The following is a 17701-nucleotide window of genomic DNA, read 5'->3' as shown; positions in this document are numbered from 1 at the left end:
GAGGACAGAATGGTACGGCGCAGCAGCCGGTCCCGGGTGCTGTGGTCTTTCAGATAGCTGTTCGTTGTAAGGAGAGATGTTCTTTTCATGTTGAAATTATAACACAACTCCCTCAAATGCGAAAGCTCTTCTACCCCAATGAGCGGGGAGCTCTCGCTGGTAGAAAAGGGGAGGAGGATGGGTAAATGGCTGGATATATTCATGACCCTCTGCAGATTATCAATCTCATTGCGGACAACCTGCGCGACCGCTACCAAAGCGGATTTCCAGTTCTCAAAGAAATTATCCAGAATGCTGACGATGCCGGCACTGCTGACGAGTCGATTCAGCTTGAATTTGGGTTGTCACCTGGAATCCCCGCGGCGCAGCACCCACTCCTGAAAGGTCCGGGCCTGTATTTCATTAATAGCGGAGACTTCAAGGATTCCGACGATCGGGCTATCCGGTCATTTGCCTTAAACCGTAAAGCTGTTGAGCAGTCTTCCATCGGCAAATTCGGCCTCGGCATGAAGAGTGTCTTTCACTTCTGCGAGGCCTTTTTTTCCTGGCCCGGAATCGGGAGAAAGAGTATGCGGAAATCCTCAATCCCTGGTCGAGCAACGAGGAATTCGTCTCCCACCATGTGGATTGGGACAATTTTTCTTCCACGGATGGCGAGCTGATCATCAATCAGGTGCGCGCTGTGCTGGATGCCATGGACCTGGCGCGCAACACCTTTTTTCTCCTTTGGCTACCATTACGGAAAAAGGAACATCTCCACACCAAAGACGGGAAGACTGTTGGCAGCATCATCAACGAATTCCCAGGCGATACTCCTACCCATCTCGATTTTCTCCATGAGCCGGATCTTCCTCAAAGGATAGCCTCGCTAATGCCGCTGCTACGACGGATTACCCAAATACGGTTTTGGGATGGAGCCGCTGACCCTGTTTTTGAGGTAATGCTCGATCCACGTTCAAAGCGGATCAGTCGTGACTTGGAACAGGCACATACAGGCAGGGAGATGTGGGGTGCCGCAATTTATTCGCGCCGGGAAGAAGTAAAGAAGAGTCTCACTTCCTATACCGGCCATGAGCGGTTGGTCGCAACGCCTGAGTTTCTAGCTCTCAAACACTCAACGCTCTGGCCGAAGACCTTCGTTCGAAATGAGTCCGGCGAGAGCGAGGAGGCCCCCGACAAGGCTCAAGGACATTGCACTGCTGTTTTCTCATCGTCGGATGAAAGGGGAGCAGGGCGTTTCATCATCAACTGGGCGGTTTTTCTTCCCATCGGCGAGAAGAGAAACGAAACCAAACGATGCGGTGGTAACAGGACGTTTCGCTTGACTCTGCACGGATACTTCTTCGTTGATGCCGGCCGTGCCGATATCGAAGGGTTTCAGGACGAGGGTGGATTGCCCGAGCATTCAGCCCCTCCGGCTAATGAGGCAGAGCTGCGAAATTTGTGGAACCGCAGGCTCGCTCGGCAAGGAACCTTGCCGCTGATTCTTCCTTCACTGGCAGGGTTTGTGGGCAGAACAAGATTATCAGCCGATGACCGTTGGCATCTGAGTCAGGGGTTGTCGGATTCACAGACCTTCAGACAATACCGCAGAGTAATTTGCGCCCAGCACTCCTGGGTTTGCCGACTCACCAGGAAAGGCAAGGAATGGGGGCTCATCTCTCCGGATCAGACCATGCGCCTCTTACCCGAACCGCCTGCTTCGATCCCGGACAGACCGTGGGCGACTTTTCCTGAACTGGTTTTTTTTGAAAAACAGAATGTCGTCCCATTACTCAAGGGAGCCCCACACCTCCATGCCTCTCTGTCACTGCCACAGTGGGAGGTAAAAGATCTGCTCAGCCTGCTGCAGCTGGATGCACACCGCGTTTTTGCCGACCAGGGATGCCTGGACTACCTGCTCGCCTTCCTTGCCGATGATTCTGTCAGGCCATTTCTCAATACGGGAGAGTTACAGGCCTGTCTGCAGAAAATCTATAAACGTGCCTTTGGCGGTCTTGGCACCGAGCTTCGGCAATATCGCGGCAAAGTGCAAGAGTTTGTGGCCTTCATTCACGCAAAGAATAGATACCCGATCAAGCAGGATGTGCCTGCAGTGGTTCAGCAACTCCAAAACGAGGTTTCTTCGGTGCTGATCCTTGCCGGTGAATTTGATGCGCCAGAAGCCGCAGGGACGGCAAAACTTACGCTCGACAGCGCCCTTGCTCTTCTAAAAAAACTGCATGAGCTGATCATCAACTATGAAAGGCAGGACGACCAGGAGACGATCAAACATTGCCGAGATATTGCCAGGGAAATTCTGCAAAGCCAGAGCGAGGAACAGCGGCGCGCAGTGCTTGTTCAGGCAGGAAATTTGAAAATCCTGGAGGGCTATGACTGCATCCAGAAAAAGCTTATTGCTTTGTCGCCTGCCGATCTCAAGAACCGCAATGTGTCCAGATTGCTTTTCAGCTATTCGCAAGGTCTTAAACCTAGTCAATGGTTAGCCCTACAACGCAATTTAATCAATTTTATCTTGATGTTTGTCAGGCCCTTCTGGTATGGTGAAATAAAAACACCTACAAGGAGGTGGAGCCATGTTACCAGATATTCGACAATCGGACTATCTCTATCAAATACCTCAGTTTCAGTTGGATCGCGATGATATAGTAAATATGGCCTACGAACTCAAAGGGTTCCACGAGAACTTCGCAGAGTGTTTTCAGCGCAGCGAATCCCGTGACAATTTCTATCGGTACATGACCGGTCAATTCAGCCACCTCGAGCGCAAGTCAATCGAGCCGATTGCCATTGCTACGGAAGGCGGCAAAGTCCGAGCGATGCAACGCTTTGTTTCCGACGCGCCGTGGGATGATGCCAGGATCATAGATATCTATCGTAGTCTTGTTAACGATGACCTGGGGCATCCCGATGGAGCCATTATTTTCGACGAGAGCGGTTTCGTCAAAAAAGGCAACGACTCTATCGGCGTCGGCCGCCAATACTGCGGTACCATCGGCAAGGTCGACAATTGCCAGGTCGGCGTTTTCGCTGCCTATGCTTCGCGGCATGGCTACACTCTTATCGATAAACGGCTCTATGTTCCCGAGAAGTGGTTCTCCGATGCCTATCGTGCTAAACGGGACAAATGCAAACTGCCGACTGACGTACTCTTTCGCACCAAGCCACAGCTTGCTGTCGACATGCTCTCGGAGATCTCCGACCAAGGCATACTGCCGTTCCGTTATGTCCTTGCCGATTCCGTCTATGCCAACAGCAGCGAGTTCATAGACGCCATCGAGGTTCTGACCGGGGTCACATATCTCCTGCAAATACCGGAAGACACGTTATGCTGGCTCAAGCACCCGGTCGTAATTCGAAAGACCTATCAATACGGCGGGCAACAGCATACGAAAGAGCTGGTTTCCGACCAGGTCAAAGCATCGATTTCCGTTAAATCCTTTGCCGCGCGGATCAACGATTTCTTCTGGTACCGGCGAAAAGTCTCCGAGGGCACCAAGGGACCGATCGAGTATGAGTTCACCAAGCGACGGGTGACCATCTCTCGGCATGGGATGCCGTGGAAAACAGTCTGGCTGTTGATTCGTAGAACGCTTGAGCCTGAACCGACGTATTCCTATTTTATTTCCAATGCACCGCTCAGTGTTCCTTTGGCCAAACTTGTATGGCTGAGCGGGCTGCGCTGGGCGATCGAGCAATGCTTCGAAGAAACCAAAACCGAACTTGGCATGGACCAGTATGAGGTGCGCAAATTTCCAGGCTGGCACCACCATATGCTGACATGCATGCTGAGTCATTACTTTCTCTGGCATCTCAAGATCCGGTTGGGAAAAAAAAGTACCAGTTATTACGCCATCGCAACTGAGGGTTTTACTCAAGGCAATATTGCCCTTGCGTGTGTTTGACATCGATATGGCCATCGCTCTGGTACAGTGGGTTCAGGTGCGGAACCATCGGGCTTACCTTTCACATCGGAAAAAGAGGTTACGGATGCCGACAGATAAGTCATATGTGTCGTTGTAGGGCTAACCGAGAAGCTAACCATTTTTGTGCTATCCTCTTTTTCAGCGTTGCCCGCCGCGTTGCGTGACGCGTTGCCTTGCAATGGCCTTCTGAGATCTTCTCCGCCTTTTCCGGGGTAACCGCCGTGGTAACCTCAAGTTTGGCAAACATGTCGACAATCGAGGCCTTGATGTCAGCATACAGGAAGGCAAGGAAAAGAGAACCGTATGCCATTTAGACAGTCTGGAGCCGGAAAATCGGGAAGGGAGGTGGTGGCCGCCAGCTATTCGTTATCCCGGACCAGGGGTTTGGCAGGACGATCTTCTTTGACGAGGGTTTTTTGCCGGTCGGCGGAGGGCAGCCGCAGGTCCATGATCAGACCCCGGGTGGAGAGGATGAGGATGCGCGGTTCGTCATCGATCCTGACCGGCTGCGGCAGGATGCGCAGTTGCAGCAGGGCCTGAATCCGCCTGGGCGTGAGCGTTACCCCTCTGTGCTCCGCTTCAAGCACAAAAGGACAACCTTCTTCCCAGCCGGAGCAGCCGTAGGCCCGTTTCCCCTTGATAACCTCCTTGCCGCAGAGAGGGCAGCTGCCCCAGCGGGCGGGGTCGAGCCGCCGAGCGGAGCTGTGTTCGATCAGGCTGCGGATGTAGCCGCTGATCCCGGCCATGAAGATATCGGGGGCCAGTTGGCCGCGCTCGATTTTTTTCAGGTTTTCCTCCCACTCCCCGGTCATCTCCGGCGATTTGAGCAGGGGGTCCTGGATGAGGGCGATCAGGCAGCGGCCCATGTCGGTGCAGCGCAGTTGTTTTTTCTCGCGCTGGATATAGTCGCGGCGGAGCAGGGTTTCGATGATGGCGGCGCGGGTGGCGGGCGTGCCGATGCCGCGCTCCTTGAGCGCCTCACGCAGGGTGTCGTCTTCGACAAACTTGCCGGCGGCCTCCATGGCGCCGAGCAGCGAGTTTTCGGTGAAGTGACCGGGCGGTTTGGTCCTGCCTTCGCGCAGGGACGGCTCATGCGGGCCGCTTTCCCCTTTGCTGAAGGCCGGCAGGGCCTGGTCGTCGGCAGCGTCCTGGCTCAACTTCTTTTTCGGGAAGAGGATGGTCCAGCCTGGCTCGATAATCCGCGTTCCTTTGGCCTGAAATGGTACCTGCCGGCTGACGCCGTCAACCGTGGTCACCTGTTTGAGGCAGACAGGATAGAAGGCGGCGATGAACTGGGTGGTGATTGCGTCATAGACGAGCTGATCATTGTCGCCCAGGTTACGCGGTCTGACGCCGGTGGGAATGATGGCGTGATGGTCGGTCACCTTGGTGTCGTCGATGATCCGAGGGGTGAACGGCAGTCTGGCGAGGTCGAGCGGCGCGATCTGTTCGGCTCGGATGGCCATGAGCTTCTCCATGATCCTGGCAACGCCCGGTTGCAGATCTTTGCTCAGATAACGTGAATCGGTACGCGGATAGGTAACGAGTTTGGCCTCATACAGATTCTGGGCGGCGGCGAGGGTGTCGGCCGCCGACAGGCCGTGCTGCTTGTTGACCTCGCGCTGCAGGGTGGTAAGGTCGAAGAGCTGCGGCGGTTGCTCCTTGTGCTCTTTTCCGGCGCTGCCGCTGATAACAAAGGGCTGGCCGGTTATGGTGTCGAGCAGGGCCCGGGCCTTCTCCGGTTGTTCGAAGCGCTGGCCGCTGTACTTGAACACCACCTCGCGATAGCGGGTAGTGAGTTCCCAGAATGGCTGGGGACGGAATTGGAGAATGGTATCGTCACGTTCGACGATCATGGCCAGCACCGGCGTCTGCACCCGGCCGATACTCCAGAGGACGCGGTCGCTGCCGCCGATCTGGCCGTGGCGGACGGTGTAGTAGCGAGTGGCGTTGAGGCCGACAATCCAGTCGGACTCGCTGCGGCAGCGGGCGGCGGCATAGAGCGCGTCGTAGTCGTGGCCGTCCTTGAGGTCCTTGAACGCCGCCTGAATGGCCTCGGGGGTCAGCGAGTTGAGCCAGAGCCGGCGAATCGGTTTGTCTTCGCAGCGGCACAGCGCCAGAATGTAGCGGAAGATCAGTTCTCCTTCCCGACCGGCATCAGTGGCGCAGACGATTTCCTCGGCCTGTTCGCACAAGGTCCTGATCAGCTGGAACTGCTCCGCCACGCCGTGGTTTTTGATCAGGGTGAGCTTGAATTCGTCGGGCACAAAGGGGAGGGTGTCGAGCGACCAGCGCTTGAGCGCCGGATCATATTCGCCCGGTTCCTGAAGGGTTACCAGATGCCCGAAGGCCCAGGTGACCGCGCAGCCGCGGCCCTCGATATACCCTGTCTTCCTGGCGGTAATATTGAGAACCTTGGCAATATCGCGGGCCACGGACGGCTTTTCGGCAATAACAACTTTCATCGGACGATTTTCTCGCGATCTTTGATTCTTTCGGTGACCAAGGGGGGCAGCATGATAACCGACCTCCCCTCGGTGAGCAGCAAACCTGGCTGCTGGCCGGGGGTATCGGTAAGCCGTTGTTTAAAATAACCGTAACAGTGGATCGTCGTTACCGGCATAAGGGGCCGTAACGAAATGGATGAATATGTAATGGTTATTTCGTAACGGCCCCTAAACGGTTGCAGAGACAACACCATTTCGATGGTTGGCATTTTCATGGAACGTAGAGTATTAAGAAGAGATAGTCTATGCCAAAGGGATGTTTTCCTTTTACAAGGGGACATTCATTTGTCGCACCTGGCTTGATCCCCTTTGGGTATTTTTCGCTGATTCCCCCGTGCCCCGCGGCGAATATCTTCAATCAGTTCTGACTGACAAGAAAAACATGACCGATAACAAGAGTGTAGAATTAACCCCGTTCCGTGCCGATCTGATCCGTTCCCTGTCCCGCCGGGGCGAGCGGATTCTGGCTGCCGCCGACCTGGCCGAGGAAGTTGCAGCCCTCGAACCTTTGGAGGCCTATTATATTGCCAGAGAGATCGGTCTGGACCAGGCCCTGCCCATCCTTCTCGAGTTGAGTCAGGAACAACTGGAGGCCTGCATCGATCTGGATTGCTGGGATCGTTACGACTTTGCCGTCGACAATCTTGATGAATGGCTGACGGCCTTTGCGCTGGCCGGTCCCGAAGCCCTGGCCATGGCTTTTTTCTCCCTGGACTATGTGGTGCAGCTCCTTTATCTGGCCAAGACCGTCACGGTGTATGATCCTGATACCGATCAGGTTCCTGAAGAGGACAAAGAGAAAGACACGCCCCGTGCCGCGACCCCGGACGGTTTTTTTCTCCTCGATGTAAAGGATGAGGTGGCGCTGAAGACCCATCCTTTTTCGTTGCTGGACGCCCTGTACCAATACGATCCTGCCGCATCCCATCAACTGCTGAGCGCTTCCCGGGTGGATCTGCCGACCCAGATCGAAGAAGAGGCCTTGCACTTCCGTAACGGCCGTATGCAGGATATCGGCTTTGCGCCGCCAGAGGAGGCCGCTGTCCTCTTCTCCCGCCCGGCCATTCGTCAACCCTTGCCCCGGCCCCGGAAACCGACGGACAGCGCTATCTCCCGGCTGCCGTCCGTGTATGCCGGTCCTTTGGTCGGAACCTCCCTGTTGCAGCAGGCCCTGTCCCAGATTACCGATAAGGAACGGTTGTCAGGCCTGGAGCAGGAAATAGTCTGGGCCATCAACAGCGCGATCATCGCCTATGGAGAGCATGCCCGTGATATACAACAGATAACAGATATTGCCGAGCGGGTGCGGGACACCATTTCCCTGGGGATGGAAGCGCTGCTGGTCCGGGAGGAAAACTGCCCGCCGGACGGCGCAGCCGCCAAGGCGGCCGATCTGCTGGAAGTCTGGAGCATAACCGATCTGTTCCGGCACGGTTTTGCTGCGACCCTGGGACTTCAGCAGGAGGCGCGGCAGTCCCTGGAGAAGCCCCGGTTTCGTGCCTGGTATGATCTGGCCGAGACAAACCAGTCGGATGAGCCGGGCGATCGACTGGAACGCGCCTTCATCACCGCGCTGCTCGGTCGTCACCCTTTACACAGCGGTTTTGATCCGGCCCGAGCTGAAGCGGTCAAGGCCTTTGCCAGTCTCGCCGAAATCGATGCAGCCCATGTTCGCCTGAAAAAGCTTGTTGGCCGAATTTGTCGATAATCATGATCTTTGGCAATGGGCACAAATGACCATTAATGAGAGCCCGTTGCATTACTCTTCGGCAATTCCCATTCGCACCCGCACCTGATGGATGACCAGGTGTCGTTCCAGGGGGACCAGATTACCGACAAGACGCTGGCCATCCATCTCAAGCCAGGCAATCCCGTGTTCGCACCCATCCGGGTTCTCGACTTCGATCGCATAGATTGCTTCGCCATGGCGATAGCGGAGGCTGAAACCAGGCCAGGTTGCCGGGATGACCGGATCGATGTGCATCTGGTCGCCACGCACCTGCACCCCCAGGACCTCTTCGACCCAGGCCCGATACATCCACGCCGCCGAGCCGGTGTACCAGGACCATCCCCCCTGGCCGATCCTGCCGGGCAGGCGGTAGACGTCGGCCGCCACCACGTAGGGTTCAATGCCGTATCGCCAGGCCGTTGCCGCATCGCGGGCGTGTTCGATCGGGTTGAGCATCCGCAGCAGCTGCACCGCCCGTCCCCCGTCGCCGCTGCGGGCCATGGCCATGGCCAGCCACAGGGCGGCGTGGGTGTACTGCCCGCCATTTTCGCGCACTCCCGGAGGATACCCCTTGATATAGCCGGGTGAGGGCTCGGAGGTGTCGAAGGGCGGCGTGAAGAGCAGCACCAGCCCCTCATCCTCGCAGACGAGATGCCGCCAGGCCGATTCCAGGGCCTGGGCGGCCCGGGCCGGTTCTGCCGCCCCGGTCAACCAGGCCCACGACTGGGGCAGGGAATCGATTCGTGCCTCGGAGCAGGAGGCCGAGCCGATCAGGCTGCCATCATCAAAGGTCCCCCGCAGATACCACTCGCCGTCCCAGCCGGCCACTTCGATCCGCTGGATCAGAGTCTCCCTGTCCTGCCGGTAGCCCCGGCTCAGTTCCGGCTGCCCGAGGATGTCCGCCAGTTCGCCCATTCCCTGCAGCACATCACAGAGGAACCAGGCCAGCCAGACGCTCTCTCCCTTGCCCCCGGCCCCCACCAGGTTCATCCCGTCGTTCCAGTCGCCGGTGCCGATCAGGGGCAGGCCGTGGACCCCGGCCGTCCGGCCCCGAGCCACCGCCCGTCGGCAGTGCTCGAACAGTGTGGCCCGCTCGAAGGAGACCTCCGGTATGGCATACAGCTCATGCTGGTCATCGGCCAGCACCGGGGCATGAAGGAAGGGAATTTCCGTTCCCAGGATGGCCGCATCGCCTGTGGTCCGGACGTAGTGGGCCACCACATGCGGCAGCCACAGCAGGTCGTCGGAGATGCGGGAACGGATCCCGGCACCGCCCGGCGGATGCCACCAGTGCTGGACATCCCCCTCCTGGAACTGACGGCCGGCGGCCAGCAGGATCTGTTCTCGGGCCAGGTTAGGTCTAGTGGCGCAGAACGCCATGCTGTCCTGCAGCTGGTCGCGAAAACCATAGGCACCGCTTGACTGGTAAAAACCGGATCGACCCCAGATGCGGCTGCTCAGGGACTGGTAGCGCAGCCAGCGGTTGATCAGGAGATCGGCGGCCAGTTCGGGGGTATGGACCTCGATTGTTCCCAGGAGATCATCCCACCAGGCCCTGGTCCGGCCGAGAGCATCCTCCACCGCATGCTCGTCATGGAAGCCGAGTACCAGGTCCCGGGCCTGGTCAGCCGACTCGGCCTGGCCCAGCATGCAGATGATATCACGACGTTCGCCCGGCGCCAGGTCAACGGCAATCCGGAGCGCCGCGCAGGGATCAAGCCCCGCGCCGATCCGCTGCGACAACCGGGGCAGTTCCATGGCGATCGGCTGAGCCAGGGAGCGGTTGCGGCCGATGAAGGAGGTGCGATCACCACCATACGACTCGGGCGGCGGAGTGAGAGCGACAAACGTCACCCGCTCGCCATAGTCAGGGTGGTAGCGATTTTGTGCGAAAAGGGCCCGGGTTTCTTCATCCCGGCGAGTGATAACATGCATCCGGGAGGTTTCGCGGTTTTCGCCAAGGGTCAATTCGACATACCAGGTAACCGAGATCCTGCGCCTTCTCTGGGTTGCATTGGTCAGCCGCAGACGTTGCAGCTTGACCGCTTGTCCGCCGCTGTCATCGACAGGGACGAAGACCGTCAGTTCCTGTTCGATGCCATGGCTGTTATGTTCGAAGACGGAATACCCCGCCCCATGCCGGGCCCGATAGGCCGTTGCTTCGCGGATCGGCGCCGCGGTCGGCGACCAGAAGATGCCGCTGTCCTCGTCGCGGATATAGAGGGCTTCCGAGGCCGGGTCGAGGACCGGGTCGTTGGACCAGGCGGTGAGGCGGTTACGCTGGCTGTTGCCGTACCAGGTGAAGCCGGCCCCGGTTTCACTGACCAGGGTGCCGAAGTTCGGGTTGGCGATGACATTGACCCATGGCGCCGGGGTGTTGGTATCGGGACCGAGATAGATCGCATATTCCCGTCCGTCCGGGGTGAAACCGCCAAGACTGTTGAAATAGGCCAGCTCCATGAAGGGCAGGGGGGCCGAAGGTTCCATCGGAGCAGGCTTTGTCGCCATTCTGGCCGGCGGCTCGGTGGCTTCTACCGGCACCCGCAGCTGCTGGGACAGTGTCCCGCGGGCCGCGACCAGGACGACGCTGGCGGCAGCCATGAGGAGTTTCAGATCCTCTTCCGGAATCTGGTTCGCGCTCTTCAGGAAGACCGCCCCGGCCCGGTCGGTTGCGGCCGTCAGCGAATGGACCTGGATCAGCTGCTCCAGCCGTTCCTGGAGCGGCTGTTCATAACCCCCGGCCTCCTCGTTGAGGATCACCAGATCGACCGACAGCCCATGCATCTGCCAGAAGGTGCGGGCCTGGAGCACCTGGCGGACCAGGGCGACCTCCCGGGTCTCACCGATGGTGATCAGGACAAGGGGCAGATCGCCCGAGATGCCGTACGGCCACAGGCCGGCCTGCCCCTTGCGGTTGTCTTCCAGGCGTCTGGCGGAGGCGCGCAACAGGGTGTTGGGGAACAGCAGGTGACTGGCCAGTTGCTGGAAACGACGGGCCTCGTCGGGCTGGATGCGCAGCATCTGCAGCTGCTGCTGGGCCGAGTGCCAGGCGAAATCCATGGCCCGCCCGACGGCGTGGGGATCGCTGTACTTGTCCATCAGTAGGAGGACCTGGTCGCGGCTGGCCCCGGCGGCAAGCACCAGGGAGACCTGGAGCCGCTGCCCCGGTTCCAGGGTCAGATCCTGCCGCAGGCTGAGAATCGGATCAAGGACGAACCCCTGGCTGTTGCCGAGCCCCTGTACCGCCCCCATCGGCCGGGCCAGATTCCGCCCGCGGCCGATAAATCGGGCCCGGTCGGTCTCGAACTGCCACCCCTCGCCGACTGCTGAGCCGGTGCCGGCGGGGCCGGTGGTGAGGCGGTGGGCGACATACAGCGGCGGATCGTCTTCACTCCGCGGTCGCCGGGAGGCGAGGAGCACCTGGCTGTCGGCAAGGGCCTCGGTCTGGATGAACAGCTTGTTGAAGGCCGGGTGCTGGCGATCGGCGTTGTGAGCGGCCATGGACAGCTCGATGTAGCTGGTGACGCTGAGATGACGGACGCGGCTGGAGTGGTTCACCAGGGTAATCCGGCGCACCTCCACATCGTCTTCCGGCGAGACGCTGACCTCTGTTTCGGTGTCGATACCGTTATCGCTGCGGCGGAAGATGGCCCGATCCAGGGTGAAATCCACCGAATACCTTTCAGGCCTGCCGCCGACCGGGTGATAGGCGGCTGACCAGAGACGATCCCCTTCCTTATCATGGAAATAGCAGAAGGTTCCCATGGCATCGCAGGTCTGGTCCGACCGCCAGCGGCTGATCTCCCGGCCTTTCCAGCCGCTGTAGCCGCCGCCGCTGTTGGTGATCATCAGATCATAGCGACCGTTGGACAACAAGAGCGTCATCGGCGTGACCGTATGGGGGGTGGTACAGGAACTCGCCATCGGGGCAATCAGATCTCCGCTCAGGAGTACCGGCTCGCTGTGCCGGGTCGAGATCAGGTGCAGCGGTGGCAGGGTCGGGATCCGCTCCTGCAGCAGGGCCTCGAACGCCCGCACCCGCGGGTCGCTGTGGAAGCGGCGGGGGAACGGGTTGTCGTGCAGGAAATTGGTCAGCGCCAGGAAGGCCATGCCCTGGTGATGGGCCATATAGGCCTCGATGATCACTCCGCGCTTGAGATCCCGGACGGCAGGATCACGCTGGGCCTGCCGGCTGAAATCCATCGCCTCGAAATAGCCGTATTCGGCCATCATACCCAGCCCCGCCAGTCGCTTGAGGTTGTGCACGGCCTCGACCGGGGCGATGTTCAGGGCGAGCAGGGTGGCATAGGGAGCGACCACCAGTTTTTCCTCGAGGCCGCGTTTCAGGCCAAGGATCGGCACGCCGAAGGCCTTGTACTGATAGGTCTTCTCCAGGTCGAGGTCGGCAAAGGCCGATTCGGAAATGCCCCACGGCACACGATGGCTGTGGCCGTACTCAATCTGCACCGCCACCGCTTCCCCGGCCGCCTTGTCGAGGAGCGAATGGTCGAAGGAGCGCTGGAACAGCAGCGGCATCAGGTATTCAAACATGGTCCCGGTCCAGCTGAGCAGTACCCGGCGCCGGCCGACGGCGCCGTAGGGCCGGCTCATCGAGAACCAGTGCTCCATGGGCACATCCCCCCGGGCGATGGCGAGAAAACTGCCGAGCCGGGCCTCGCTGGCCAGCAGGTCGTAATTGGAGCCGTCCAGCCGGTTCATCGAGACGTTGTAGCCGATGGAGAACAGCTTGCGTTTGGGCTCATAGAGAAAGCCCATGTCCATGCCCGCCGACAGGTCATGGACATCTATGATCAGCTGTTCGGCCAGCGCCAGGGTTTCACCGGCCAGCCATTGGGCGGTGGCAAAGGCGGTCAGGACCCGGTCGAGCCAGGGCTGCAGCAGCGAATGGGCCGGCAGGGACTGCTCCCGGATCCGCCTGAGAGTCGTCATCGCCTCTATCCGCCCGTGGGCAAGGTCGGCGAGCGAGGGGGCCCGGGACAGGTCCTGACGGATGGCGGCGAGGACCGCTTCCCCCAGCGGGGCCAGCTCCGCGTCGCTTTTCTCGGCCAGGATCTCGATCCAGATGAGATAACGCTCCGAGATCGCCAGCCAGGCAGATCCCTGCTCCGCCAGCTCTCCAGCCCAGGGAATGGGCCCCGCGGTCGTCACAACGGTGTTGAGATCGATCGCCATCCGGCGCTGCAGGCCGAGCTGGTCGACGACGGCTGTCGGGGGACTGTGCCAGTCGCGCAACAGGGCCTCGAGGACCGGCAGGCAGGCGTCGCCGGGCCCCGGCTGGATCAGGGCGAGTTTGAGGATTTCACCGGTGTCGGCCAGGCCGGTGAAGGCCCTGCCGCTGAGAACAGGCTGGTGCAGCAGCTCGCCCAGGCCCTGTTCGAGAACCCACAGGGCACCCAGGAAATTGCCGCTGTCGACGGTGGAGACGTAACGTGGTTCGAGCGGGGCCAGGGTGCCGATGTCATACCAGTTGAGCAGATGCCCCTGGTGACGCTCCAGGCGGGCAATGCTGGCCATGCTGGCACTCAGCCTGTCGACGACCTGGTTGACGGTCAGGTAGCCGCAGTCACTGGCACCGAGGGCGCTGGTCAGCCACAGCCCGATATTGGTGGGACTGGTGCGCATCGCCAGGCGGGTCTGGTGGGAGACCTGGTAGTTGTCGGGCGGCAGCCAGCAGGTGTCGGCGCTGACAAAGGCCGAAAAATAGCGCCAGGTCCGGCGGGCCACCTGGCGGAGCAGGAGGCGGTCCTCTGCCGGCAGCGGCTGTACCCGCCGCCTCTCACCTGGCGGCAGGTTCAGCATCCAGCCGAGCAGCGGCGACACCAGCCACAGAACCAGCCACGGTGCGGCCTGCGGCAGGCTGGCGGGGATGACGCGCCAGAGTACCAGGCCGACCGCGGCACTGAAGAGTGTCGCCAGGGTCAGACCGGCGACGAACAGAGGCCGCCGTCGGGAGGAACTCCAGTGTGTCGCCTGGGCCTTCCACTCCAGCAGAAGGCGCCGCGAGATCAGGCAGCGGTACCAGACGCGGCAAATGGCATCCACGGCCACCGCCGCCTGGTGCGGCAGCAGCGCGGCATCGGCCGTCGCCCGCAACAGATCGTGCAGCACCTTGGACAGCTCGAGATACTTGAGGCCGCCGCGGCTGGTGGCCATGGTCAGGGGCTGGGCCAGGGGGTGAATCAGGAGCTGCAGACCGACCACCAGACCGGCGATGCCGCCGACCTTGGGTGAGATGAACCAGGAGAGAAGCAGCAGTCCCAGGCTGGTAACGGGCAGCAGACTGCGGCGCAGGTTGTCGAGGATTTTCCAGCGATTGAGCAGCGACAGCGGATTGGTTCCCCAACCGCCGGCCGGCTGCGGCACCCATGGCAGCAGCCAGGCGGCGATCTGCCAGTCGCCGCGGATCCAGCGATGGGTCCGGCTGGAGTAGCCCTGGTAGCCCTGCGGGAAATCATCGAACAGTTCGATATCGCTGGCCAGCCCGACCCGCACATGGGCACCTTCGATCAGATCGTGGCTCAGCACCCACCCTTCCGGAAATCGCTCCGACAGCAACCGGCTGAAGGCATGAACGTCGTAGATTCCCTTGCCCTGGTAGGAGCCTTCGCCGCTCAGGTCCTGGTAGACATCGGAGACCGCCTCGGTATAGGGGTCGACACCGATGGCATCGGCAAACAGCCGGCTGAAGATCGAGACGCTGGTGCTGGCCAGGGTCGGACTCACCCGCGGCTGGATGATGGTGTAGGTGCCGGCGACGATGTGCCCTGCCGCATCGAAACGCGGCTGGTTGAGGGGGTGGGCCAGGGTCTCGACCAGTCGCCGGGCCGTCCCGTGCGGCAGCTGGGTATCGCTGTCGAGGGTGATGACGAAACGGACGTCGGCCAGCCGCTGCTGGTCGCCGACCAGGACCAGGGAGGCGGCCGTCTCGGGCCGGGTCCCGTCGATCAGGCGGTTCAGCTCCTCCAGCTTGCCCCGTTTGCGTTCCCAGCCGATGAATTGCTGCTCGGATTCGCTCCAGGTGCGGGGCCGGTGAAACAGGAAGAAGCGCTCGCCGTCATGGCGGCGGTTGAGCTCTGCCATGAGTGCAGTCGCCGTCTCGAGCAGGTGGCTGTCCTCTTCGCAGGAGGGTGTCGGGGCGTCGATGTAATCGGCGAACAGGCTGAAATACAGGTTCGCCTCCTTGTTGGCAAGGTAGCGGATTTCCAGTTTCTCCACCTCGGATTGGATCGTGGCGGTATCCACCAGCATCATCGGCACGACGACCAGGGTGCGGAAGGCGTCGGGAATCCCGCTCTCCTCGAAATCCATCTTCGGCAGGGTCCGGGGCGGCAGCAGGCGCGAGATCAGGTAATTGACGACCTCGATCGCCAGCTGGCTGACCGGGATCAGCAGAAGCAGCACCAGTGAGGCACGGAGCACGGGAGATACGGCGCCAGGGCTCCCGGGGATCAGGGCGAAGGCCGCAATCGGCACCGCCAGCAGCAGGGAAAAGCCGCCGACCGTTGACAGATAGAAGACCGTGTGGTGGTCATAGATCCAGGCCAGCAACCGGTAACGGCGCGCCTCGCGGCAGGCCAGCAGCCGGCCCAGTTCGGCCCTGCCCTTGCCGACCAGCCAGGTGCCGACATGGCTGCGATGGTCATCGACGTCGGCCTCGCCGCCGGCCCGGCTCGCCAGCTCGATGACCTCTTCCGCGACCTGTTCCTCGGTGCGGGATGATGCCAGGGCGAGCTCCTCGATCGCCCGCCGGCAGCGGTCGCGGGTGGCGAAATCCATCCCGGCATAGACCCCGGACGGATCGCGGCGCAATATCCGCTCCACCCGGCTGATGTTCTCGAACACTTCCCGCCAATCGAGCAGGGCGAGCCGGCGCAAACTGGTAAAGGCGTTGCCGCAGGATAGCTGCTCCCTGGTCTGCCGGTTCTGCTCCCGCAGGATGAGGTCGTAGAGCGGGTCCTTGAAGGTTCGCTCGAGCCAGCTCTGGACCGGCGACAGGGCCGCGGCCTCGTCATAGAGCAGACTGACGAGCTGGGCCCCGAAATAAGGGCTGGGCTGCGGCTCGGCCTTGGCCAGTTCCGCCAGGATCATGAAGAGCTGGTTGGAACCGCGGCGATTGGCGGCGGTCAACCGGTTGGCCCAGAGATCGGCCAGCTGGCGTTCACGCAGGTCCTCCAGGGCGGTGACGGCGAAACTCTGGATGTTTTCGATCAGGGCGATGCGCAGCATCTGGGGGATAGCCCATAGTTCACCGATGGTCAGCGTGCGCACCGACTGGTACGCCTCGATAAAAGCCAGGACATTGTCCCGGTCGAGACGCAGGTCGGTGTGGGAGACAAGATCCTTGGCCAGGCCGTAGATGCACGGCAGCCCCCGGTAGTTGGCCGAGGCCAGGACCGGCAGGCGCAGGTAATAGCTGCGGGGAAGGTTGACCAGGACATCGCGGGTGTTGCCCTCGAGGATGTACTCGTTGTCGAGGATCCAGTCGGCCGCCGGCGTGGTCTTCTGTTCCAGTTGGCTGGCAGCGGTAAGATCGGCGGAGACCTGCCGTATCCACAGGCGCGACCGCCTGAGCCGTTGCAGCAGTTCGACGGAACGATTCGGCCGCGAGTCGATCAGCTGTTCACCGGCATGGTGCTGGGCATGCTCCTGGATCTGGGTCGAGGGCAGGTTTACCGCCCGGTCCCGCTCCCTGATTCGCCTCTCGCGCCTGGGATGGATGACGAACAGGGCCGGATGAATTTCGCCGCTTTCCCGCAGCAGCGCCATCGGACGCTGCAGGGAATCAACGGACGTCTGGAGGATGAGGACGGACTCGCCGGGCATCAGCCAGCGGCTGTGATCGTCGATGATCCCGGACTCGACGCCATGCCGGGAGCGCCGCAGCCGGACCAGCGCCGCCACGGCCCCCATGGCGGCACAGGCCAGGACCAGGGCCAGCGAAACGGCAAGACCCCAGTCCGGCAGGGACCACAGCCCGAACCGGGCCAGAAGCGCCATCGCCGCCACCCCCCCGGACAGGCAGGCAACCACGCCAACCCTGAAGGCAAGTCGGCGGCGGAAGGGGTCGGTGACATGAATATCGCCGGCCAGGCCCTTATGCACCAGGGCGGTACGGCTGTATCCCTGCCGTATCAGTTCCCGGAGGGCTTCGCGACCTTCCTCCTGCTGTGTGAAATACCCGATAAGAACGGCTGAGCCCACATGTATCCTTTATCAAACTGCGTTATCCGGATCTCCGGCCATCATCGGTAAGTGCATCTGGTGGCAGGATCCGGGTAGGAACCGTGCAGACTGTTCCAGGGGAGGAGACTGAGGGATGGATGGTAAAACCGGAGAAGCAGGTTGTCGAAGAGCGCTTCCCTCGCCATGATGTTGCAATTTTCATGCAAAGCCAGGCACCGACACCCGGCCGGATACACGACGCGATCGGGCCGCCGTGACAATGCCTGCAACCGGGGAATACCGAGAGAGGGTGTGACCGCCCGGTCTGTCCCGCCAAGGCCCGGAGATGAATGGCC

The 17701-nt window shown here is 60.8% G+C and carries 6 protein-coding genes; 4 read left to right on the top strand and 2 right to left on the bottom strand.

Translation table 11 applies throughout. The features are described from left to right. Positions 1-185: 185 nt before the first annotated feature. Genes ACWGKN_RS07745 through ACWGKN_RS07735 form a run of 3 tightly spaced genes read left to right on the top strand, consistent with a single transcriptional unit; the run spans position 186 to position 3905 of the window. A complete protein-coding gene (locus ACWGKN_RS07745; RefSeq protein ID WP_452094989.1) occupies positions 186-662 on the top strand; it encodes a sacsin N-terminal ATP-binding-like domain-containing protein in 477 nt (158 codons plus the stop codon). Continuing rightward, on the top strand, positions 623-2644 hold the full coding sequence (locus ACWGKN_RS07740; protein ID WP_452094988.1) for a hypothetical protein: 2022 nt from the start codon (positions 623-625) through the stop codon (positions 2642-2644). Before ACWGKN_RS07745 ends, ACWGKN_RS07740 begins: the two co-directional genes overlap by 40 nt. 10 nt (positions 2645-2654) lie before the next feature. Next, a complete protein-coding gene (locus ACWGKN_RS07735; RefSeq protein ID WP_452094987.1) occupies positions 2655-3905 on the top strand; it encodes an IS701 family transposase in 1251 nt (416 codons plus the stop codon). A 380-nt stretch (positions 3906-4285) separates the two neighbouring features. Here the strand turns inward: ACWGKN_RS07735 and ACWGKN_RS07730 are convergent, their stop codons facing one another. Further along, positions 4286-6391, bottom strand: coding sequence for a DNA topoisomerase 3 (locus tag ACWGKN_RS07730; protein WP_452094986.1), 2106 nt, complete (start codon positions 6389-6391; stop codon positions 4286-4288). A gap of 424 nt (positions 6392-6815) precedes the next feature. On the opposite strand from ACWGKN_RS07730, the gene ACWGKN_RS07725 reads away from it, so the two are divergent. Then, positions 6816-8141: a DUF6178 family protein gene (locus tag ACWGKN_RS07725; protein ID WP_452094985.1), complete on the top strand. Its 1326-nt coding sequence runs from the start codon at positions 6816-6818 to the stop codon at positions 8139-8141. 51 nt (positions 8142-8192) lie between these two features. Here ACWGKN_RS07725 and ACWGKN_RS07720 read toward each other — a convergent pair whose 3' ends face one another. Beyond that, entirely contained in the window at positions 8193-17384 is a 9192-nt protein-coding gene (locus tag ACWGKN_RS07720; RefSeq protein ID WP_452094984.1) for a GH36-type glycosyl hydrolase domain-containing protein, read from the bottom strand. Positions 17385-17701 lie beyond the last annotated feature (317 nt).

The organism is Desulfoprunum sp. (genome assembly GCF_053613775.1).
Note: the sequence above shows the minus strand (reverse complement) of the source record. Positions and strands in the feature narration are given on the sequence as shown.